Origin of the sequence: Acerihabitans sp., from assembly GCF_036398755.1 — a bacterium.
Classification (GTDB): domain Bacteria; phylum Pseudomonadota; class Gammaproteobacteria; order Enterobacterales; family Enterobacteriaceae; genus Acerihabitans.
In genome coordinates this window covers 1-21,998 of record NZ_DASWOM010000038.1, presented here as the reverse complement: position 1 = coordinate 21,998, position 21,998 = coordinate 1, and the positions used below count along the sequence as shown (strand labels likewise).

Sequence of the window (21,998 nt, the reverse complement as noted above, 5' to 3'; positions counted from 1 at the left end):
GCCTGTGACCCCGGCATGAGCCGCCGGGAGCGGCGAAAGGCCCGGTAGCGCCGGGAGCGCTAACCGGGCCGGTGCATCACGGGGGCATGGGCGGCGGAAGGCATCGCGCAGCGACGCGCGACCTGCCGGGCGCGGGGAAGTCAAGAAGGGGCGCGCGTGCGCCCCTTCTTGTCGCTTGCCGGCACCCGGCAATGCCTAAAACCGCCGAACGCACGGCAAGCGAAACCCCGCCGGTGCAACATGCAATCCCCCGCCAGCGGCAAGCAATCCCCCGCCGGTGCAACATGCAATCCCCCGCCAGCGGCAAGCAAACCCCCGCCGGTGCAACATGTAATCCCCCGCCAGCGGCAAGCAATCCCCCGCCAGCGGCAAGCAATCCCCCGCCTGGGCAACATGCAATCCCCCGCCAGCGGCAAGCTCCCCCCACGCCATATAATCAGCCGTCAACCACCAAAAGGCGTTTCAACGCGCCGTCACCATCAATGGTGCACCACCGCCAGCCGCTGGATATTATTTTTAATGGTCGCGGCGGAGTCGTCAAACTGGCGCTGTTCCATATCATTCAAGTCCAGCTCAATAATCTGCTCCACGCCGCGCTGCGCCAGAACCGCCGGCACGCCGATCGCCAGCCCTTGTTTGCCATATTCCCCGTCCAGTACGCAGGAAACCGTCAGGGCGCGATGGCTGCTGGTAAACAGATTGCGGCAAATCTCGGCAATGGTGCCGGCGACGCCATATTCGGTACACCCCTTCTGCGAGTAGATTTCAAACCCCAGTTGGCGGGTGCGTTCGCCAAGCGCGGGGAAATCAAGCTCCTGGCCGGTTTTCAGCCGGCTGTACTCATTGAGCGGCATACCGTAAACCGAACAATGCGACCACACCGGAAACTGCGTGTCGCCATGCTCGCCGAGGATAAAGGCGTCCACGCTTTGCGCGGCGATATCCAGCTGTTCCGCCAGGATGCGCCGCAAGCGCGTGGTGTCCAGCCACACGCCGGTGCCCAGCACCTGATGGCGCGGCAAGCCGGAGAGTTTCCAGACCTGGTAGGTGATGATATCGCACGGATTGGTGGCGATAAGGAATATGCCGTTAAACCCATTACGCATCATGTCCGGCACGATATTGCCGACGATGCGCGCGGTGCCGTCCAACTCGTCGAGCCGCGTTTGCCCCGGCTTGAGGCCGCCGCCGGACACGGTGATCACCGCGATATCGACATCCGCGCAGTCGGTTGACGGACGGCTGCTGATAACGATACGGCTGGGCATATACGCCGCCGCGTCCGCCAGATCCTTGCGGTGGCCCTCAACCAACTGCTGGTTTAAATCCACCAGGATGATCTCCTCGCAAAACTGCTGGTTGAGCAACGCGTACGCGGCGGAGGAGCCGACATTGCCCGCGCCGATTATCATCACCTTACGTGGTTTCATGCATCTTACCTCGGGAAAAAGGGTTCCAGGATACGCCCCCCGGCATCGGGCGCCGGCACGGGTTAACAATTTTAAATGAATTATGGCCTGATTAACAAAATGGTATTCTTATACGCGACCCTGTTCCACCACCAAGACCTGATGAGCGACGTAATGGATAAATTTGAATACGGCACCAAAGAGCTGTCCTGGCTGGCGAAAAGGGATAAGCGCATGGCGCAGGCCATTGAGCGCGTCGGAATGATTGAGCGGCCGCTGATGCCGGATGTGTTTGCCGCCCTGGTCAGAAATATAGTCGACCAGCAGATTTCCACCAAGGCCGCCCTGACGGTAAACGCCCGCCTGACCCTGCTGGCGGGCGCCGTTACCCCCGCCGCCATGGAAAGCCTGACCGCCGAGCAGATTCAGTCCTGCGGCATGACGATGAAAAAAGCGCTTTATATCAAGGGCGCCGCCACCGCCGCCATGAGCGGCGAGCTGGATCTGGCGGCGATATCGTCCTATTCGGACCAGGATGTCATCGCCGCCCTGTCGCGTCTGCCGGGCATCGGGATCTGGACCGCGGAAATGCTGCTGATGTTTTCACTCGGCCGGCCCGATGTCGTGAGCTGGGGCGATTTGGCCATTCGCCGCGGCATGATGGTCCTTTACCGGCATAAGGAATTGCCCCGCGAGCGTTTTGAGCGCTATCGCCGCCGTTATGCCCCTTACGGCACCACCGCCTCGCTGTATCTGTGGGCCTGCTCGGTGCCGGGGTTCAGCCTGCATGCTCCCCTGGTTCCGGTTAATGCGCCCGGCGGCCTGCGGGTCCAGCCGACAATGGCGAAATAGCGCCCGGACGGGCCGCGTGCGGCAAAAAAATACCCCGCGGGCGCGCGATGCCGGCGGGGTGGGGTGATAAAACGGTAATCAGGCGCTGAGCCAGCCTAGCTTTATCACAAACAGAATCGACAGTACGATTAACGCGGCGTTCAGGTCGCGGGTGCGTCCGGCCAGCAGTTTTACCACCGTCCAGGTGATAAAACCAAAGGCGATGCCGTTGGCGATGGAGTAGGTCAGCGGCATGGTCAGCGCGGTTACGGTCACGGGAGCCGCGACGGTAATGTCCTTCCAGTCGATCTCCGCCAGGCCCGAGGTCATCAGCACCGCGATAAACAGCAGCGCGGGCGCGGTGGCGAACGCCGGCACGCTGGAGGCCAGCGGCGCGAAGAACAGGCTGAGCAGGAACAGGACGCCCACCACGATAGCCGTCAGGCCGGTGCGTCCGCCGGCGCTGACGCCCGCGGCCGACTCGATATAGCTGGTGGTGGTGGAGGTGCCGAGCAGTGAACCGAACAGCGCGGCGGCGCTATCGGCGATCAGCGCCTTGCCCATGCGCGGGATATTGCCCGCCTCGTCGGTGAGGCCGGCGCGTTTGGTCACGCCTATCAGGGTACCGGAGTTGTCGAACACGTCCACGAACAGGAACGCGAACACTACGCTTACCAGGGAAATGTTCAGCGCGCCGCGGATATCAAGCTGCAAAAAGGTCGGCGCGATGGACGGCGGCATGGAGATCACGCCGAAAAATTGGCTATAGCCCATGGCGATGGACAGGAACGTCACCGCCAGGATACCGATCAGAACCGCGCCGGGAACCCGGCGGGCTTCCAGCACCACAATCAGCACAAAGCCCAGCATGGCGAACAGCGGACCGGCCTTGCCCAGATCGCCCAGGCCCACCAGGGTGGCCGGATTGGCCACGACGATGCCGGCGCCTTCAAGGGCGATAATGGCCAGGAACAACCCTATCCCGGCGGCAATGCCCGAGCGCAGCGGCAACGGAATGCTGGTGATGATCCATTCGCGGATCTTGAAAATCGACAGGGCGAAGAAGATCAGCGCCGATAAAAACACCGCGCCCAGCGCAATCTGCCAGGTGTAACCCATATGCAAAACCACGGTATAGGTAAAGAAGGCGTTCAGCCCCATGCCCGGCGCCAGGGCGATGGGATAGTTGGCGATAAAGCCCATCAGCGCCGAGCCGATGGCGGCGGCCAGACAGGTGGCGACAAACACCGAGCCTTTATCCATGCCGGTGGCGCTCAGGATTGACGGATTTACAAACAGAATATATGCCATTGCCAAAAAAGTGGTCAGCCCGGCCAGAATTTCGGTTCGCACGTTGGTACGATGGGCCTTTAATTGAAATAGTTTTTCTAACATGGGAGTTTTCTCATTGAAGTTGTCTGCACAGCCAAAGCAATCGCTATGCCACTATTGCGAGCGCATGCCGAATGCGGCACTGGGCGAAGCAGGCGCATTATATAGGTAATTTACTGTTTCCAGCAGTAAAAACGTAATCGTTTGCGCCGGGGTCGGGATCATTTGCGTGCCGCCGGCTCACCAATAGGGTGCATCGGCACCAATAGCGTGCAACGCCGGTTCCCGCCGATCTTTATCACCGAGGCGGACGGTGCCGGGCCGATGTGCCTGGCCTCACAGATCCGGCCGCCTTTTTGAACTCTCTCACGCTTCCCGTATCCGGAATCAATCATTTCTTGAACAATATTTTCACATTATCTATACATAGCTATGTAATTTATTTCTTTGCTATGAAATAAATTACAACGCTTCCCGGGCTCGTGGTTCCGTTATTGTTTCGCCGTCGCGGCTGAGCCAGGCCAACCCATCGTTTTCCGGGGAAATATCATGAAAAAACAGCTTATTGCGTTGACATTATGCCTTGCCGCCCTGGGCGGCGCCAGCCAGGCTTCGGCCGCCGACGGGCCGCAGTTTCGCTGCAAGCCGGGCGAAACCTATTATATGAATGTGATGGTCACCGGGGTGGAATATTGGTTCCCGGTCTATGAAATGTTTAAACAGGCGGCGCACCAGCTAGGCTGTAAAACCGTCTACGGCGGCACCCCCGCGTATGACGTCAACCAGCAGTTGGCCAGTTTCGAACAGGTATTGGCGCAAAAACCGGCCGGTATCTTTTTGCATCCGATGAACCCCGATCCGTTTATCGAACCGATTAACCGGGCGGCCGAGGCGGGTATTCCGGTGGTGACCTTTGCCGCCGATTCGCCCAACAGTAAACGCGTGGCGTATATCACCTCGGATAACTTCCGCGAGGGCCGCGCCGCCGCCGATCTGATGGGCAAGGCCGTCAACGGCAAAGGTGAATTCGCGGTGCTGGAAAATCCCGGCCAGGACAACCACGACCGGCGGGTCAGCGCGTTTATCGATGAAATGAAAACGCAGTACCCGGATATCAAGCTGGTGGCCCGCGCGGCGACCAATCAGGACCCGTCGAAAGCCTACAATGCCGTGTTGTCCATCCTGCAGGCGCATCCCAACCTGTCGGTGCTGTTTATGCCGGAGGCCAGCTCCGCCATCGGCGCCGCCCAGGCGGTGGTGGAAAACGGCGGTAAGGTCAAGGTGATCACGGTGGATGTGAATGCCAAGGTACTGGATATGATCAAAGCCGGCCAGGTGTTTGCCGCCATCGATCCCAACCAGGGGGTGCAGGGTTATATGGGGTTTATGACGCTGTTCCTGGCGGCGCATCCGGAACTTATCGATCCGATGAACGATGCCAAGCGCACCGGCGCCAATCCGTTTTCCTTTCCCCTGCTGGATAACGGCTACGCCGTGGTCACCAAGGATAACGCCGACGATTTCCGCTGGGACGGCTATCTGAAACGCCGCGGCACCAAGGGCATTAATGAATAAGGAGTCCGCCATGTCAGCACCTTCAGTCTTGCGGCTTAGCGGCGTCAGCAAATCCTTTGGGCCGATACAGGCGTTGGATAAGGTGGATTTTGCCGTGGCGGCCGGTGAAATCCATGCCCTGGCGGGAGAAAACGGCGCGGGCAAATCCACCCTGATGAACATCATCGACGGCATTATCAAACCCGATGCCGGCCAGATTTGGCTAAACGAACGGCCGGTGGCGATCCGCTCCCCCGCCGAGGCACAGCGGCTGGGCATCGGCCTGGTCCATCAGGAGATTGCCCTGTGCCCGGATATTTCCATTTATGAAAATATCTATATGGCTCATATCAACAGCGCGGGCAAGGCCTGGATTAACCATGGCGAGCTGCGGCGCAAGGCCCAGGCGGTGATGGACCGGCTGACGCCGATCCCGGTAACCGCCCGCGTCGGCAGCCTGCCGCTGTCGCAACAGCAACTGGTGGAAATCGCCAAGGCGCTGACGCTGGACTGTCGCATCCTGATCCTGGACGAACCCACCGCGGCGCTGACCGAGCCGGAAGCGCAGCGGCTGTTCGCCATCGTGCGCCAGCTGCGCGAACAGGGCATGGCGGTGATTTATATCAGCCATCGCATGGCCGAGATCTTTTCGTTGTGCCAGCGGGTGACCATTTTGCGCGACGGCCGCACGGTGGGCTGCGAAACCCTCGGCGCGCTGACCCCGGACCAGTTGATAACCCGGCTGGTGGGGCGCGAGCTGACCCGCCTGTATCCGCCCAAACGCGCGGACTGCCGGCATCTGGCGCCGGTGCTGGCGGTCGAGGGCTTGTCGGACGACCACCGGTTCTTTGATATTGCCTTTGCGCTGCGGCCGGGGGAAATCCTGGGCATCGGCGGGCTGATGGGATCCGGACGCACCGAAATCGCCCAGGCCATTTGCGCCATCGACCCGCTTAAGCGTGGCAAGGTGATGGTCAACGGTAGGGCGGTGCGCCTGCGCCACTACGCCGATGCCGTCCGGTTGGGTATGGCCTATTTGTCTGAAGACCGCAAGGCGGCGGGCTTGTTTGTCGATATGCCCATCGACTGGAATATCTCGTCGCTGGACATCGCCGCCGTCTGCGGCCGTTACGGCCTGCTTAGCCGGGGCGCCGAGCGGCGGCAGGCGGAGCGCCTCGGCCGGGAGGTTTGGCTGAAAAAAGGCCGGCCCGGCGATCCGGTATCGTCGCTTTCCGGCGGCAATCAGCAAAAGGTGGCGCTGGCCAAGGTGCTGTCGGTCAAGCCCGCCATTCTGTTTCTCGACGAGCCGACGCGCGGGGTGGATATCAGCGCCAAGGCGGAAATTTATCAGATTTTGCATCTGCTGGCGGAAAGCGGCGTGGCGCTGGTGGTTATCTCCTCCGAGCTGCCGGAGCTGATCGGACTGTGCGACCGGGTGCTGGTGGTGCATGAGGGCCGCATCGGCGGGGAAGTCACCGGGGCGGGAATGACGGAAGAAAATATCATGCGTCTCGCCGCCGGCGCGGCGGCTTAACCGGGGAGTCAACAAAGGGGTAACGCCATGACCATCAATACGCTTTTTTTATCCACCCATGCCGTCAAAGCGCCCCTGCGCTGGTTCGGCGCGGTATTCCGCCAGCGTGAAGTGGGCCTGACGGTAATCATTATGCTCATTTTTGTGATTATGAGCTTTACGTCGCCCTATTTTCTTACCTGGGCCAATATGAAGGCGATGCTGCTGTCGTTCTCCATCGAGGGCATCGTGGTGGTGGGCATGACCATCCTGCTTATCGTCGGCGGCATCGATTTGTCGGTGGGGTCGGTGGTGTGCCTGTCGATGGTGGTGGCGGGGCAACTGTTCCTGTCGGGGCTGGATCCCTGGACGGCAAGCCTGGCCGGTATCGCCTCGGCGTCGCTGGTGGGGCTGCTGATGGGGCTGACGGTGACGCGCATCGGACTCAGCCATTTTATCGCCTCGCTGGCGGCCATGGTTATCGTGCGCGGGCTGTGCATGATTATTACCCAGGGGACGCCGCTGTCGCTGTTCACTCTGCCCGCCGCGTTTAAGTTTGTCGGCCAGGGTACGGTTTGGGGCATGCCGTTTGTGATTATCCTGTTTTTTATCCTGGTGGTGGCGTTTGATTTTCTGCTGCGCAAGGCCGCGGCGTTCCGTAAGGTGTTTTATACCGGCAGCAATGAACGGGCCGCCGCCTATTCCGGTATCCGCGTGAATAAAATCAAGCTGCTGGTGACGGTGCTGACCTCCACCCTGGCCGGTCTCGCCGGCATTATCTATATGGCGCGCCTGGGCTCCGCCACCCCGACCTTTGGCGTGGGCATGGAGCTGAACGTGATTGCCGCGGCGGTGATCGGCGGCGCGAGCCTGAAGGGCGGCACCGGTTCCATTCTCGGCGCGGTGCTGGGGGTGGCGCTGTTGTCCATCGTCACCAGTTCGCTAATCCTGATCAATGTCTCGGTTTACTGGCAGGATTTGATTAAAGGCTTGATATTACTGGCGGCGGTGTCAATGGATCATATTATGAATAAATACCGCAGCGCCTGACCCTTTATCTTCTTCGCGATTCCGGGAGTGATGTTGATGGATACTATTAGCGAGCCGTTGTCGTTTACCCTGGCGCGCCAGATTTACCGGGTGCTGGTAATGTATTACCTCGACGGTAAAAAGCAGTCGGAAATAGCGGAACATACCCAGTTATCGGTGGCTACCGTCAATCGGATGATCCGCCAGGGCCGGGATACGGGCATGGTGGAGATAACCATCCGCTCGCCGTTTCTTTCCGCCCATCAGCTGGAGCGTGATCTGGCGCGCATCGGCGGGTTGCGCGATGTGGTGGTGGCGCCCAACGTGACCGGCGGCGACGACGCCGATTTGCATGTGGTGGGCGCGGCGGCGGCGGATTTTTTGCTCAGCCGCGTCAAGGACGGCGATACTATCGCCCTTACCGGCGGCAAAGGGGTCAGCGCCATGGTGGAGGCCCTGTCCACGTCGCGCCGGTTTCGGGTCGACGTGGTGCCCGCGCTGGGCTGCGTGCAGGGCCAGCATTATACCGATGTTAACCACGTGGCGTCCGAGCTGGCGGCCAAACTCGGCGGCAAGGCCTATCAAATCCATGCGCCGCTGTTTGCCGATACCCCCGCGCAGCGCCAGATGCTGATGGAGATAAGCCAGGTGCATCAGGTGCTGCAACAGGCGCGCGAAGCCGATATCGCCATCGTCGGCCTGGGATCGATTCATGCTTCCAGTTCCAGTTATTATGATTTAAACCCGTCGGTGCGGCATGCCCAAGCCAGCGTCGAATCCAGCGGGGCGCGCAGCGAGGTGCTGGCGCATCTGCTTGACGCGCAGGGGCGGCCCGCCTGTTTCGCCGATAATCAACGTCTGGTGAGCCTGACCCTGGAAGAGCTGCGGCATATTCCCTTTTCCTTTGCCGTGGCGGCGGGCAGCGATAAAATCGAACCGGCCAGCAGCGTGCTGCGCGGGGGCTATCTCAAGGGTATTGTCACCGATGAGTCCACCGCCGCGGGGATTATCGAACTGTTGTCGCCGGAGCATCAACAGGAGGCAGCATGCTAAACAGCACCCATTCCCAGGGAAATACGCAGGCGGCGCCCCGGCTTGACCGCGCCGGGCGCCTGGACGAGCTGCGCCGCCGCGGCGCGGCGCCGGTGCTGGTTGTCGGCGGCGGCATTAACGGTATCAGCACCTTTCGCGAACTGGCGCTACAGGGTATTCCCGTCATCCTGGTGGAGCGGGGGGACTGGTGCCAGGCGGCCAGCGGGGCGCTGTCGCGCATGATCCACGGCGGGCTGCGCTATCTTGAGACCGGTGAGTTCGCCCTGGTCAAGGAATCGGTGGAGGAACGCGACCGGCTGCTGAAAAATGCCCCGCACTATGTGATGCCGCTGCGCACCACCGTGCCCATCGATTCCTACTGCTCGGGGCTGGTCAACGCCGGCAAGCGTTTTATCGGCCTGGCCGAGCGGCCGTCGCGGCGCGGCGCCATGGTGATTAAAGCCGGCTTGACCCTGTACGATTTTTATACGCGCGCGCGGGGATCCATGCCGGGTCACCGTCTGGCGGGCGGCGGCGAAACCCGCCGGCGGTGGCCGGAATTTAACGATTGGGTAAAATGCAGCGCCACCTATTATGACGCCTGGATCAACTATCCGGAGCGGCTGGGGTATGAACTTATCGAGGACAGCGAGCGGGCCAACCCGCGGGCGCTGGCTATCAATTACCTGAGCCTGGCGGGGGTGGGCGACGGCGGGGTGACCCTGCGCGACGAACTGAGCGGCGAAATCTTTACCCTGGCGCCGGAGCTGGTGATTAACGCCACCGGCGCCTGGATTGACCGGCTTAACGGGACGCTCAGCCCGGCATCCCCGCCGCCGAAGCTTATCGGCGGCACCAAGGGGTCGCATCTAATCGTGCGCAACGCCCGGCTGCTGGCGGCGTTGAACGGCGGCATGGTGTATTACGAAAACCAGGAGGGGCGGGTATGCATCCTGTTTCCCTATTTCGGCAATGTGCTGGTCGGGTCGACGGATATCCGTACCGATAATCCGGACGATGTGATCTGCGGGGAAGATGAAAAACGCTATATCCTGGACTCGCTGCGCTTTGTTTTTCCGCGCATCGCCATCGCCGAGGAGGATATCCTCTATACCTTTTGCGGCATCCGCCCCCTGCCGGTGAGCGATACCAGCGTGAACGGCCGCATTTCCCGCAACCACTCGCTAAAGATCTTTCCCCCGACGGCCGGACGGCCATTTACCACCCTCTGCCTGGTGGGCGGCAAATGGACCACCTTTCGCGCCTTCGGCGCCCAGGCGGCGGATCTGGCGCTGCGTCACCTGGGCGAACGGCGGCGGGTTGGTACCGAGGACCTGGCCATCGGCGGCGGGCGTGATTTACCCGCTCCCGCGGAACAGGCGGCATGGATCGGGGCGCTGGCGGCGCGGTATCACAGCGATGCGGCGCGGGTGGCCCAATGGGTGGCGCGCTATGGCGGGCGCGTAACCGCGCTGCTGGATTTTGTCAGCCAGACGCCCGACCGGCCGCTGCGCCATCATCCCGGTTATACGGTTAACGAGCTGCGCTTCCTGATCGTGCGCGAGCAGGTGGCGAGGCCGGAAGATTTGCTGGTGCGCCGCACCGCCATGGCCATTTCCGGGGAACTGACGCCGGCGCTTGTCGCCGAGGTCACGGACATCATGGCGCAGGTTCTGGGCTTGAGCGACGATTGGCGGCGCGCAAGCCTTGCCGCCGCGCTGGCGGGCCTTGCCGCGCGCCACGGCACGCCGGGACTGACCGCGTTCGCGTCGCAGCCTTTCACCGATCCATCCGCCCAAGGAGCCACTGATGTCGTTAAATCCTAAAGCCCGTATGAGCCGTATGTTCCATCAGGGACGTTGCCTGGACGTGGCCATCGATCACGGTATAGCCAATGAGCCTGATTTCCTGGTCGGCCTGGAGGATATGCCCGCCGTGATGGCGAGCCTTATCGCCGCCGGGCCGGACGCCATCCAGGTCAACTACGGCCAGGCCGATCTGCTTGCCGGGATCGACGCGCCCGGCAAGCCGGCGCTGGTGGTGCGCGCCGACGTGGGCAACGCCTATAACAGCGCGCGCCATCGCGAAATGTGGGCGGTGCTGCACAACCCCGAGGCGCCGATCCTGGCCGCGCTGCAGTTGGACGCGGTGGCGGTGGTGGTCAACCTGTATATGATCCCCGACGAACCGGGCATCTTCCGCCAGTGCGTGGAAAATATCGGCCGCCTGCGCCATGCCTGCGATCGCTACGCCATGCCGCTGATGATAGAACCGCTGGTCATGGCGCCGGCCGGGCAGGGCGCCGCCTACGCCTCGTTGGGCGACGTGGAGAAAATCGTGCCGCTGGTGCGCCTGGCCCGGGAACTGGGGGCCGATATCGTCAAGGCCGACCCCACCGACCGGGTTGAGGATTTTCACCGCGTGGTGGAGGCCGCCCGTTGTCCGACGCTGGTACGGGGCGGGGGCAAGGGCCGGCTTGAGGCGGTGCTGGCGAAAACCGCCGGGCTGATGGCCCAGGGCGCCAGCGGCATGGTCTATGGCCGCAACGTTTACCAGCACAGCCATCCCGCGCGGGTGGTCAAGGCGCTGATGGCCATTATCCACCAGGGCGCCGACGGCGCCGCCGCGTTTGACATTTACCGGCGCGGCCAGGCCGGTTCCGGCGCTTAAGCGGTGCGCCATCGTACCCTTATCATTGGAGACGCTCTATGGACGCTTGTCTGTTAGGTATTGATGCCGGTAATACCATGATCAAGGCCGTGCTGTTCGATTTGCGCGGGCGGGTGCTGGCGGTGGCGGAGCGCGGCGGCGCCACCCATCAGCCCCGCCCCGGCTACGCCGAGCGTCCGCTGGCGGATATCTACCAAGGCGCGACGCAGGCGATCCGCGATTGCCTGGCGCGCGCCGCTATCGACCCGGCGCGGGTCATCGCGGTCGGCGCAGCCGGCCACGGCAACGGCCTGTATGCGCTGGACCAGGCGGGAAAGCCGCTCATCGGCATCCAGTCCATCGACGGGCGGGCCGCCGGCCTGGTGCGGGAACTGGAACGGTCGGGGCTGGCCGCGGCCATCTACCAGCGCTGCCTGCAAAAGCCCTGGGCCGCGGCCACGCCGGTGCTGCTCAGCTGGTTAAAACGCCATCAGCCCGAGCTGTACCGGCGCATCGGCACGGTGTTGTTCGCCAAGGATGTGATCGGCCATTTTTTAAGCGGCGTCGCTTCGGGCGAGGTATCGGATGCGGCGGGATCGGGTTTGCTCAGCTACCGCACCCGCCAATACGACGCCGAATTGATGGCGCTCTACGATCTGGCCGACGCGCTGCCGCTGCTGCCGGTGCTGCGCGAGTCCTGCGATATCAGGGGCCATGTCAGCGCGCGGGCGGCGCGCTTGACCGGCCTGCCGCCGGGGATCCCGGTGGTGGCGGGCATTTTCGACGTGGTGGCCAGCGCCATCGGATCGGGGGTGGTGCATACCGGCGAGGCATCGATCGTCGCCGGCACCTGGAGTATTAACCAGGTGGTGGTGGACGCGCCGGATTACCGGCGGCCGGTGTTCATGAACTCGATTATCGAGCGCGATCGCTATATGGCCATCGAGGCCAGCGCCACTTCCGCCGCCAACCTGGACTGGTTTATCCGCGAGTTCGACGACGGCCGGGACGGCGGGGGCGCGGCGCGCTGCAGCGCAAGCGTCGCGGCGGTCAAACCCAGCGCGCAGCTGCCGTTATACCATCCCTATCTCTATTCCGGGCGCAAGGAGGGACCGGCGAAGGCCGGTTTTTACGGCCTGAACGGCTGGCATACCCGCGCCGATATGCTGTTTGCCCTGTTTGAAGGCGTCACTTTCGCTCACCGCGCCCATATTGACCGGCTGCGCGCCGCCGGTATCCCGTTTACGCGCGCGACCCTGTCGGGCGGCGCGGCGCGCAGCCACATCTGGCCGCAAATGTTCGCCAATGTGCTGGGGATCCCGCTGCGGGTAACGGACTGTAGCGAGACCGGCGCGCTGGGCGCCGCGATCTGCGCCGGGGTGGGGGTGGGCGTCTACGCGGATATGTCGGCCGGCGTGGCCCACGCGGTGACGCTTAACCCGGCCGAATACCTGCCGGACGCTTCATTGCACGCGTTTCACTCCAGTCGCTACCGGTTGTTTAAACGGCTGGAACTGGCCATGAACGGCCTGTGGGAGGAGGAGGACGACGACCAGCCGGCGTCGAATCCTGCGCGGGAAGGCACAAATCTGTTACTCTAGGGGAACCGTTCAACAGGGGATCCCGACGCCATGTTCAATAATCTTGAAGTCTGCCAGGCGGTGTTGAACGCGCTGCCTGACGCCACGTTCCTTAAGGATGAACAGCAGCGCGTGGTGTTCCTCAATCGCAAGGCCTGCGAGTTATTCGGTAAAACCGCCGGCGAGATCCTCGGCCATTCCCCCCTGGCCGATCTTGACCCGACGCTGGTCGATATGATTATCGAGCGGGATGGCCATGTCCTGAAGACCGGTGAAGACATCGAATATGAACACCAGATGCTTAACCGGGATAATGTGCTGATCTCAATGATGGTGCGCTGTTCGCGCATTATTTTCCACGACGTGCCCTATGTGCTGGTCTCGCTTAACGATATCACCATCCTGCGGGAATCCGAGGCGCAGACCCGCTACCTGGCCTATCATGATATTCTCACCGGCCTGCATAACCGCACCGCGCTGTATGAGCAGCTCAACCAGGTGGTGGTGCCCGGCGCCGGCAAACATGCCGGCGGCATCGGCGGCCTGCTGCTGCTGATGGATCTCGACGGATTTAAAAATATCAACGATACCTATGGCCACCAGGCCGGGGATTTCGTGCTGTGCGAATTTGGCCGGCGCCTGCAGGGCGTGGCGCCGCAGGCAAGCCTGGTCGCCAGGATGGGCGGTGATGAATTTTCCCTGCTCACCCACCAGCCCGTCGGGCGCGCGCAGGCGGAAGACCTGTGCCGCCAAATAGTCAACCTGACGCAAATCCCCTTTACGCTGACCGGCGCGTCGCCCTTCGTCACGGTATCGGTCGGGGTGACGGTGATTACCGAGGCGGTTATCACCGCCGGCGAATTGCTGCGTAAAGCGGACGCCGCCCTGTATGAGGCAAAGCGGCAGGGTAAAAACATGCACTGTTTTTACTCCGAGTCGCTGGATGCCAACCTGAGCAGCAAGCGGCGCATGGAAAAAGCGCTGGCCAACGCACTGTCGGCGGGCCGGGATATCACCTGCGCCTATCAACCGCTGATCCGCGCCGCCGACAATCATATTATCGGCGTGGAGGCGCTGGCGCGCTGGCGGGATGATGAACTGGGCGAAATTTCCCCGGTGCAGTTTGTGCCGCTGGCCGAGGAAACCGGGCTGATTATTCCCCTGGGTAAGCTTATCCTGCGTCAGGCCTGCCGTGAGATGCTGCGCTGGAGCGATTTATCGCTGTCGGTCAATATTTCTCCCATCCAGCTGCGCGACGGCGGGTTCGCACCCATGGTGCTGGCGCTGTTGGCCGAGCTGCGTTTCCCGCCGGAGCGACTCGAACTGGAGCTGACCGAGACGGCCATCATGAATTCCGATGCCAACAGCAAACATCAGCTGGTGCTGCTGCGCGCGGCCGGGGTGCGCATTTCCCTGGATGATTTCGGCACCGGCTACTCAAGCCTTAGCCTGTTAAAGGATATCGTCGTCGACAGTGTAAAAATCGATCGTTCCTTCGTGCAGTTCGTCACCCAGCTGAAAGATACCGCCGCCATTGTCACCGCCGTCTCCCACCTGGGGGTCAAGCTGAACCTCGAGGTGATAGCGGAAGGGGTGGAGACGCCCGAGCAGCAGCAGTTCCTGGTGGACGCCGGCTGTACCCAGATGCAGGGGTTTCTGTTTTCCAAACCGTTGACGGAGGAGAAGCTGGAGCAACTGCTCGGCGATATCAGTCGCAGCAAACAACTGGGCGGGGACAACGAACGGGAAATCAAAGGCTAGAACGCTGCCCACCCCGTAGCCCCGGTGGGACTGGCGCTCTGGCGGACGGGCAAAAAAAACGGCCCGCATCGCTGCGGGCCGCTGATAAACCGCCGTGTGAATCAGAACTGATACACCACGCCCAGGGCGACAACGTCGCCGCTGTTGACGCCAAGACGGTTATCGTCGTCGATGCGGTTGATAATGTAATCAACATAGGTCGACATGTTTTTGTTGAAGTAGTAGGTGGCGCCGACTTCATAATACTTAAGCAGGTCAACGTCACCGATGCCTTCAACGTCCTTAGCCTTGGACTGGGTATAGCCGATGGACGGACGCAGCCCGAAGTCGAACTGATATTGCGCCACCAGCAGTATATCCTGGGTCTTATTGGCAAAACCCACCACGTTTACACCGGTCGGCGTGGTGCCGTCGATATAGGTGGCGTTACGGGTTTGGCCGTAGGTTGCGGCCAGATACAGGTTGTTGGCGTCATATTTGAGCGAGGTGGCCCATTGTTCGGCCCGGTCGCCCTGGCCGACGGTGGCCAGATTCTGGCTATCGGTACGATCCGAAGAAGAGTACGCGCCGACAACGCCAACCCCAATAGGCGAAACATAGGAAACTGAACCGCCGTAGCCGTCGCCGTTGGCCCGCTGAATATCGGACCGTTCGTTTTTACCCTGGTATTGCAGGGCAAAACCCAGGCCGTCGACCAGGCCGAAGAAGTTGGTATTACGATAAGTGGCAACGCCGGTGGTACGGCCGACCATGAAGTTATCGGAGTAAGCGGTTTCACCGCCGAACTCCGGCAGCATATCCGTCCATCCCAAGGCATCATATACCACGCCATAATTACGGCCGTAGTCAATTGAACCGTAATCGGCGAATTTCAAGCCGGCAAAGCCCAAACGCGTCTTGGTGCCGTCGGTGGAATCGCTGCCTTCGGTTTTGTTAGTTTGGACGTTATATTCCCATTGACCATAGCCGGTGAGCTGATCGGTGATTTGTGTTTCGCCTTTAAAGCCGAAACGCATATAAGACTGATCGCCGTCAGGGGCATAACCGTTATCATTGGCAAAGTAATGCAGACCGTCTATTTTACCGTAGAGATCAAGCTTATTGCCGTCTTTGTTATACACCTCGGCCGCGCTGGCAACCCCCGACGCTAACAAGGCCGGGATCATCACTGCAAGGATGCTATATTTCATTGAAAGGATACCTTATAAAGTATTTTTTATTTAATACGGGCTTATGCCCGCGCCACTGCCTGAACACTGGAGATAAGGATTTGTTGCCTTGGCCTTTTTCATCCCGCGGCCAAGGCGGAAGCGCATCGAGTAGACACAGGAAGCACCAATGGGAGAAGAAATACTACCGCTATTTATTAAAAAAGCGAACCGCAAAATATGAAATTTTGTGATCAAGGTTTAAATATTGTAATTAAAGGCGCCGACCTACAATTAATAAAGAAAACTTATATGGCATTAAATGTCAAAAATAACATTTACGGCAAAAAAAAGCATTTTTACATCGGGTGATTTTACAATATATTATAAAGAGTAACTATTTGTTATTGAGGGAATAATGGCATTTAAAGATAAAAAAAGCACTTCCGGTCATTTTAACACAATATGTCAAAATGATTCTGAATAGTATGGCAATTGCCATTCAAGGTTAAAAATAGCATTTATCGTTCAAAGCGATATTAAACACTGATTATATTTCAATCAAGATTTGTCATTTTATGTAAATCCAGGTCCTGTTGCTGCAAAAATAGCATTATCTTTCATAACAGCATGATTATTGAAAAAAATAATAGGTAGAATCTTGGTATTAAACAGGGAATAATCGCGTTGAATATTTCTTTTTATCGGGTATTCCCCCACGATATAAAGGCTTTTGAGGCATACGTTTTTTATGAACCGATCCGGGATTATCTGCGACCTGCTGACTTGGCTGGAAGAGCGGTTGGACCAACCCCTAACGTTGGATGACGTAGCCGACAGGTCGGGGTATTCCAAATGGCATCTGCAACGGAAATTCAAAGAGACGACGGGCCATGTGCTCGGCGCGTATATCCGCGCCCGGCGGCTCTCCAATGCCGCCATGGCGCTGCGCCTGACCAGCCGCTCGCTGGCGGACATCGCCCTGCAGTACCATTTTGAATCCCAACAAACGTTCACCCGCGCCTTTAAAAAACAGTTTGAGCAGACGCCCGCCTTCTACCGGCGTTCGCTGCGATGGAACTTTTACGGCATCCAGCCGCCGATAGGACGCGCCGGCCAGACCTATGCCCCGGCGGAAATCGTCGTGCTCCAGACCCTCAGGCTTGAAGGCATCACCCGCAGTTATACCTGCACGCTTGAGCAGCTAAGCCGTTACCGCGCCGAACTGCGCACCCAGTTCTGGCGCACGTTCCTTGACGAGGCGCAAAGCAGTCCGCCTGTGGTCTATGGCCTGTGCTTTTCGCGCCCCGCCGTCGGGAAAAACGGTGAAAACGAGGTGTTTTATACCACCGCCGCCGAGCCGGCGTTTTTGCCGGTAAAGGGCGATAATCTGCATGAACTGATGCTGAGCGCCGGCGATTATGCGCTGTTTACCTATCGGGGGCCGGCCGGGGGATTGCAGGGATTTATCATGGATCTGTACGGCGTTTGCCTGCCGCTGATGCGCATGGTGCGGCGCGACGGCTACGATATTGAGCGTTTTCACCGCTGGCCGTCTTCCGGCAACGACGACGGCGGCGGTGAAATCCATTGCGATTACCTGATACCCATTATGCGGCAAGCCGCCGGGGAGGTCATGCCAGCGCACGGGCCAGCAGCGTAATCGGGTGTTCGCAGGGCTTGCCGGTGGACATCTCTATTTGCCACTTGCAGGTTTCACAATCCGTCACCACCAGGTCGACGCCGCTGTCTGCTATCTGCCTGAACAGCGGGGCGCCGATGTCCTGCGCGGTGGCGTAATTTTCCGCTTTAAAGCCGTAGGTGCCGGCGATGCCGCAGCACTGCGAGTCCAGCACCACCAGTTCAAGACCGGGAATGCGCCTGAGCAGTTCCAGGGTATAGAGCGTCCAGCCCATTTTTTCCATATGGCAGGGGGTATGGTAGGCCACCCGCAGCGGAAGAGGCTTCAGGTCCAGCGTCGCGCCCGCCTCCAGCCGGCGATAGATATAGCGGGTGGCCAGTTCGACCCGTTCACGCACCGCTGAGGTATCCACGTCCAGCAGATGGGGATACTCCTCGCGCAGGGCATGAATGCAGCTCGACGAGGTACCCACGACCGCCATGCCTTCCTCCAGCACCGCCTGTTCAAGCGAAACGCGGTTTATCCGCGCCTGCTTTTGCGCCTGGGCGATAAAGCCGTTGGCGATAAGCGGCACGCCGCAGCATTTCTCGCGCTGCAACAATTGCACCCCGATATCCATGGCATTCAGCACCTTGATCAGATCCTTGCCCAACTGGGGATGGTTATAATTAACGAAGCAGCCGTGGAAGAAGGCGACCCGTTCGGGGTAACGCCGCTGGATATCGGCTTCCTGGCGATACCAGCGGCGAAAGGTGCCGAAGGAATATTTCGGCAGTTGGCGGCGGTGGTCGATGTGCAGCGTTTTGTCCAGCAGTCGCCGCACCGGCGTCAGCCCGGTGGCCAGATTCACCAGCGGCGCCAGGGGGGTGGAGAGCCGGCCCATGATATCGGTATGGCTCAGTATGGCGTCGCGCAGGCCGGGTTTGCGCGGGCTGTAGCGGGCCTTGGCGCGCTGGATAATGTCGCCGATGCGTACCTCGGACGGACAGGCCACCTCGCAGCGCTTGCAGTTGGAGCAGTATTTCAGCGCGTCGTCGTAAAGCGCCGGATCCTTTAGGCGCAACCGCTCGCCGTCCGGCCCCGCCTGCTTTGGCCCCGGATAGAGCGGATTGACCCGGGACACCGGGCAATAGGTGGTGCATACGGTACATTTCAGGCAGCTTTCAAAGCTGTTATCAAAGGGTAGGCTCATGATCTTTCTCCAGCGTAACGGCAATCCTTCCCGCGGCGTGCAGCGCGCTTACCAAAGACACCCCCGCGCCGCAGCCCTGGCTTAACGGGTCGTAGCCGCCCAGCACCGCGCCAATGGCATACAGATTTTCCAATGGTTCACCGCCGAGCAACGCCCGCAGGCGATCATCGGTTTCGACGCCGAACTGGAGGTAGGGCTGGGGGGCGAAAAAATCGGCGCGGCTCCAGGTATCACGCGCTTCACCGCCCTGCACGTCGAGACCGAAAACCGGTTCATAGATGCGCTCGCGGGTGGCCGTCAGACCATTGCTGAAAAAGCTGCCGCTGGCCAGCACCACCTGGCGCGCGCGCACCGGAATATCGGCGTGGTTGCGGGTGGAGAGGCTGACGATGCGCCGGCCCGCAAACCGCGCCTTCAATACCTTGTCGCCGGGCATGAAGACGCCGCCAAGCCGGTTCAGGCGCCGGCGCAGCGCCTGGAATAAGCGGATGCCCAGCAGCGAGGGCGGCAGGGTCGGCAGCAGGTAAACCGGCCGATCCAGCAGGGCGCGCAGTTGCTCAAGCGGCTGCGCGGAGTCGAGCCCGACGCAGGCCGGCAGGATCAGGCACTGCGCGTCCCCCGCCAGGCGGGCAAGCTCGGCGGCCAGGGCCGGGATATTTTCCGGCAGGTCCAGCACCCTGGCGATATTGACCGCGCGAAATTCGCTCGGGCTGGCGCGCAGCCGGTCGAGCGCGGGCAGGCGCAGGCAGGCCGTGTCGGCGTGGATGCCCTGTTCCGCCATCAGGGAGGCGGCGACGATACTGGCCTCGAAATCCAGAAAACCCTCAATGCCGATGACCGCCACCTTTTGCCAGGGAAGGGCGCCGTCCCAGGGGGTGATCGGCACGTCCCCGGGGCTGAGCCAGGTCGCCCTGCGGGTGCCCAGCGGGGTAATGCGCTGATGGTTTTGCCCGGAGCTGCCGGTCAGGGCGATATCGCAGCGGGCCAGCAGCGCCTGCGCCTCGTCGGCCCGCGCCATAACCTCGCGCGCGCCCAGCAGGCTGTAGGGATGCCGTGGCGCCTGCCGTGCCAGCGCCGCCAGCGCCTCGGGCGGCGAGGCCACCGGCGTGCCGTCCGGCAGACTTGATAGCAGATCCAGCGAGCCGGAGGAAAAATACAGCGCGCTTTGCCCGGCGCTGACCACCGCCGTCCGGTGGCCTTGCTCCGCCAGGCTGACGGCGCAGCTAAGCCCGGCCAGACCGCCGCCAATCACCACGGCATCAAATTCCATCATCGGCCTCCGTTTTTTTTCGCTGGGTATTTCCGGCATCGCCGTCCAATCCGCACAGTCCCCGGTATACCCAACTGGTAAATTCGCTTTCGCGCAGCGCGTCTCCCCAGGCCACCGGCCTGATGCCTTTCCAGCGCTCGTTGAGGAACGTCGACAGCTGGCCGATGGACTGGCGTGGGGTGGCGACGTTAAAACGGGTCAGCAGCCCGGCGGCGCGGCAGGCGCACAGCTCACCCTGGCAGGTGCCCATGCCCACGCGCGTGCGGCGGCGCAGATCGGTCAGGTTGTTGACGTTCAGGGTCTCCACCGCATAGCGCACCTCTCCCGCCGTGACCGCTTCGCATTCGCAGACCAGGCTGCTGGCCAGGCGATCGCCCCATAGCGCCTGGTTGGCGCGATCGCCGTGGCGGTAGACGGCGGAGCCGGAGATGCTGGCGGGCAACCGGCCCGCGGGACGCCCGGTCTCTGTTGCCGGTTTCCTGGATCCGGGCAACGCCTGCTGCGCCGTGGTGCAGGGCACGGTCACGCCAAGCTTGGCGCAGATGCTATCCGTCGCCCATTCGGCCATCAGGCGATAGGTCATCAGCTTGCCGCCGGTAATGGTGATAAAGCCCTGCAAACCGTCGCGTTCGGCATGGTCCAGCAGGACAATGCCGCGGCTGACGCTGCGCCCGGAGGGATCGTCGTCGCTGGCCACCAGCGGCCGCACGCCGGCGTAAGCGCGCAGCAAGCGCGTGCGCGCCAGCCGTGGCGCCAGCAGCGCGCCCTCGCGCATCAACAGATCGACCTCCGCGGGGGTGACCGTCAGCCGGTCGATATCGCCGTAGTCGACGCGGGTGGAGGTGGTGCCTATCAGGGAAATGGTATCGCCCGGCACCAGGATATCGGCATCGGACGGGGCGCGGCAGCGGTTAATGACCAGGTTATTGATACGGTGACCGAGGATCAGCAGCGCGCCCTTGGCCGGGAACATGCGGATGCGCAGATCGGCGTATTCGGCGATATGCTGCCCCCAGATCCCCGCCGCGTTAACCACCACCGGGGCGTAAATGTCATGTGTCTCACCGGAATTATGATCGAGCGCGCGCACGCCGCGTACCCGATCGCCCTGGCGGATAAGCCCGGTAACGCTATGGTAGGTTAAAAAGCGCGCGCCATGTTCGCGCGCGTCGATCATATTGGCGGTGGCGAGGCGAAACGGATCGACGGTACCGTCCGGTACCCGCACCGCGCCGATAAGCGACGGGTTGACCGCCGGCTCCAGCCGGAGGGCCAGCCGCGGGTCGATGGCCTCGGCCTCAATACCGGCGGCCAGGCAGGCGGCGATAAACCGCTGCTGATAATCCAATGAATCCTGCGGCAGGGTAATAAACAGACCATCGGTGGCCTCGACGCAGTGATGGGCGATCCGTTTGAGGATTCGGTTTTCCTCAATGCATTCGCGGGCGGATTCGCCATCCGTGACAGCGTAACGCGCGCCGCTGTGCAGCAGGCCGTGATTATGGCCGGTGGCGCCGGCGGCGATATCGTCGCGCTCAAGCAGCAGGCAACGCAGACCCCGCAGGGCGCAATCGCGGGCAATTCCCGCTCCGGTGGCGCCGCCGCCGATGATAATGACGTCCGTATCCTCATGGGAATATCGGTTACTCATACATTCTCCTGTTGCTCAATCCCCTGGAAAGCGGATGGGTATAGGGGAATTAACGCATAAAAACGGCGGAATTTGTGTGATAAAGAACAATAACGAGCAATAAACGAAAATAAAAAGCGCGATTGCATATCTTTATGGCGCGGGGGCGGTTGCGGCTGGCGGGGGGTTATATGTTGCTCCGGCAAGGGTTCGCTTGCCGCTGGCGGGGGATTGCATGTTGCACCGGCGGGGTTTCGCTTGCCGTGCGTTCGGCGGTTTTAGGTATTGCCGGGTGCCGGCAAGCGACAAGAAGGGGCGCACGCGCGCCCCTTCTTGACTTCCCCGCGCCCGGCAGGTCGCGCGTCGCTGCGCGATGCCTTCCGCCGCCCATGCCCCCGTGATGCACCGGCCCGGTTAGCGCTCCAG

The 21,998-nt window shown here is 61.2% G+C and carries 15 protein-coding genes and 1 pseudogene; 10 read left to right on the top strand and 6 right to left on the bottom strand.

Annotated elements, in window-relative coordinates; all coding sequences use genetic code 11:
* Window positions 1–479: 479 nt before the first annotated feature.
* Complete coding sequence (locus VGC33_RS06625) at window positions 480–1,430, bottom strand: L-lactate dehydrogenase (protein WP_331119962.1); 951 nt, start codon at window positions 1,428–1,430, stop codon at window positions 480–482.
* Window positions 1,431–1,583: 153 nt separating this feature from the next.
* On the opposite strand from VGC33_RS06625, the pseudogene VGC33_RS06620 reads away from it, so the two are divergent.
* Window positions 1,584–2,177: pseudogene (locus VGC33_RS06620) on the top strand (DNA-3-methyladenine glycosylase family protein); the annotation flags it as partial.
* A 162-nt stretch (window positions 2,178–2,339) separates the two neighbouring features.
* Here VGC33_RS06620 and VGC33_RS06615 read toward each other — a convergent pair.
* Window positions 2,340–3,635 carry an NCS2 family permease gene (locus VGC33_RS06615; protein ID WP_331119961.1) on the bottom strand — a complete coding sequence of 432 codons (1,296 nt, stop codon included), beginning with the start codon at window positions 3,633–3,635 and terminating at the stop codon, window positions 2,340–2,342.
* A 486-nt stretch (window positions 3,636–4,121) separates the two neighbouring features.
* Between VGC33_RS06615 and VGC33_RS06610 the strand changes: the two genes are divergently transcribed.
* Genes VGC33_RS06610 through VGC33_RS06575 form a run of 8 tightly spaced genes read left to right on the top strand, consistent with a single transcriptional unit; the run spans window position 4,122 to window position 14,690 of the window.
* Window positions 4,122–5,147: a substrate-binding domain-containing protein gene (locus tag VGC33_RS06610; RefSeq protein WP_331119960.1), complete on the top strand. Its 1,026-nt coding sequence runs from the start codon at window positions 4,122–4,124 to the stop codon at window positions 5,145–5,147.
* A gap of 10 nt (window positions 5,148–5,157) precedes the next feature.
* A complete protein-coding gene (locus VGC33_RS06605) occupies window positions 5,158–6,660 on the top strand; it encodes a sugar ABC transporter ATP-binding protein (protein WP_331119959.1) in 1,503 nt (500 codons plus the stop codon).
* Between the two features lie 27 nt (window positions 6,661–6,687).
* On the top strand, window positions 6,688–7,689 hold the full coding sequence (locus VGC33_RS06600; RefSeq protein ID WP_331119958.1) for an ABC transporter permease: 1,002 nt from the start codon (window positions 6,688–6,690) through the stop codon (window positions 7,687–7,689).
* Window positions 7,690–7,725: 36 nt separating this feature from the next.
* Window positions 7,726–8,721, top strand: coding sequence for a sugar-binding transcriptional regulator (locus VGC33_RS06595; RefSeq protein ID WP_331119957.1), 996 nt, complete (start codon window positions 7,726–7,728; stop codon window positions 8,719–8,721).
* Entirely contained in the window at window positions 8,715–10,526 is a 1,812-nt protein-coding gene (locus tag VGC33_RS06590; protein WP_331119956.1) for a glycerol-3-phosphate dehydrogenase/oxidase, read from the top strand. Before VGC33_RS06595 ends, VGC33_RS06590 begins: the two co-directional genes overlap by 7 nt.
* On the top strand, window positions 10,510–11,370 hold the full coding sequence (locus VGC33_RS06585; RefSeq protein ID WP_331119955.1) for a class I fructose-bisphosphate aldolase: 861 nt from the start codon (window positions 10,510–10,512) through the stop codon (window positions 11,368–11,370). The genes VGC33_RS06590 and VGC33_RS06585 overlap by 17 nt, the downstream gene beginning before the upstream one ends.
* 38 nt (window positions 11,371–11,408) lie before the next feature.
* The gene (locus tag VGC33_RS06580; protein WP_331119954.1) at window positions 11,409–12,950 is read left to right on the top strand and encodes an FGGY-family carbohydrate kinase; all 1,542 of its coding nucleotides are present in this window, start codon (window positions 11,409–11,411) and stop codon (window positions 12,948–12,950) included.
* 30 nt (window positions 12,951–12,980) lie between these two features.
* Window positions 12,981–14,690, top strand: coding sequence for a sensor domain-containing protein (locus VGC33_RS06575; RefSeq protein ID WP_331119953.1), 1,710 nt, complete (start codon window positions 12,981–12,983; stop codon window positions 14,688–14,690).
* A 101-nt stretch (window positions 14,691–14,791) separates the two neighbouring features.
* On the opposite strand, the gene ompF is transcribed toward VGC33_RS06575, so the two are convergent.
* Window positions 14,792–15,880, bottom strand: coding sequence for a porin OmpF (gene ompF / locus VGC33_RS06570; protein ID WP_331119952.1), 1,089 nt, complete (start codon window positions 15,878–15,880; stop codon window positions 14,792–14,794).
* 709 nt (window positions 15,881–16,589) lie between these two features.
* Between ompF and robA the strand changes: the two genes are divergently transcribed.
* Window positions 16,590–17,501, top strand: a complete 912-nt coding sequence (gene robA, locus VGC33_RS06565; RefSeq protein WP_331119951.1) for an MDR efflux pump AcrAB transcriptional activator RobA — start codon at window positions 16,590–16,592, stop codon at window positions 17,499–17,501.
* Here the strand turns inward: robA and glpC are convergent.
* Genes glpC through glpA form a run of 3 tightly spaced genes read right to left on the bottom strand, consistent with a single transcriptional unit; the run spans window position 17,473 to window position 21,593 of the window.
* Window positions 17,473–18,672 (bottom strand): anaerobic glycerol-3-phosphate dehydrogenase subunit GlpC, encoded by a 1,200-nt coding sequence (glpC, locus tag VGC33_RS06560; protein ID WP_331119950.1) that lies wholly within the window; start codon window positions 18,670–18,672, stop codon window positions 17,473–17,475. The two genes, robA and glpC, sit on opposite strands and share 29 nt — an antisense overlap.
* Window positions 18,656–19,942, bottom strand: a complete 1,287-nt coding sequence (gene glpB / locus VGC33_RS06555; protein WP_331119963.1) for a glycerol-3-phosphate dehydrogenase subunit GlpB — start codon at window positions 19,940–19,942, stop codon at window positions 18,656–18,658. The genes glpC and glpB overlap by 17 nt, the downstream gene beginning before the upstream one ends.
* On the bottom strand, window positions 19,932–21,593 hold the full coding sequence (glpA, locus tag VGC33_RS06550) for an anaerobic glycerol-3-phosphate dehydrogenase subunit A (RefSeq protein ID WP_331119949.1): 1,662 nt from the start codon (window positions 21,591–21,593) through the stop codon (window positions 19,932–19,934). The genes glpB and glpA overlap by 11 nt, the downstream gene beginning before the upstream one ends.
* Window positions 21,594–21,998 lie beyond the last annotated feature (405 nt).

Coding starts and splice junctions, on each gene's coding strand:
- VGC33_RS06575 (WP_331119953.1), top strand. CDS start 12,981: ATGTTCAATAATCTTGAAGTCTGCCAGGCGGTGTTGAACGCGCTGCCT.
- VGC33_RS06580 (WP_331119954.1), top strand. CDS start 11,409: ATGGACGCTTGTCTGTTAGGTATTGATGCCGGTAATACCATGATCAAG.
- glpA (WP_331119949.1), bottom strand. CDS start 21,593: ATGAGTAACCGATATTCCCATGAGGATACGGACGTCATTATCATCGGC.
- robA (WP_331119951.1), top strand. CDS start 16,590: ATGAACCGATCCGGGATTATCTGCGACCTGCTGACTTGGCTGGAAGAG.
- ompF (WP_331119952.1), bottom strand. CDS start 15,880: ATGAAATATAGCATCCTTGCAGTGATGATCCCGGCCTTGTTAGCGTCG.
- glpC (WP_331119950.1), bottom strand. CDS start 18,672: ATGAGCCTACCCTTTGATAACAGCTTTGAAAGCTGCCTGAAATGTACC.
- VGC33_RS06625 (WP_331119962.1), bottom strand. CDS start 1,430: ATGAAACCACGTAAGGTGATGATAATCGGCGCGGGCAATGTCGGCTCC.
- glpB (WP_331119963.1), bottom strand. CDS start 19,942: ATGGAATTTGATGCCGTGGTGATTGGCGGCGGTCTGGCCGGGCTTAGC.
- VGC33_RS06605 (WP_331119959.1), top strand. CDS start 5,158: ATGTCAGCACCTTCAGTCTTGCGGCTTAGCGGCGTCAGCAAATCCTTT.
- VGC33_RS06590 (WP_331119956.1), top strand. CDS start 8,715: ATGCTAAACAGCACCCATTCCCAGGGAAATACGCAGGCGGCGCCCCGG.
- VGC33_RS06600 (WP_331119958.1), top strand. CDS start 6,688: ATGACCATCAATACGCTTTTTTTATCCACCCATGCCGTCAAAGCGCCC.
- VGC33_RS06615 (WP_331119961.1), bottom strand. CDS start 3,635: ATGTTAGAAAAACTATTTCAATTAAAGGCCCATCGTACCAACGTGCGA.
- VGC33_RS06585 (WP_331119955.1), top strand. CDS start 10,510: ATGTCGTTAAATCCTAAAGCCCGTATGAGCCGTATGTTCCATCAGGGA.
- VGC33_RS06595 (WP_331119957.1), top strand. CDS start 7,726: ATGGATACTATTAGCGAGCCGTTGTCGTTTACCCTGGCGCGCCAGATT.
- VGC33_RS06610 (WP_331119960.1), top strand. CDS start 4,122: ATGAAAAAACAGCTTATTGCGTTGACATTATGCCTTGCCGCCCTGGGC.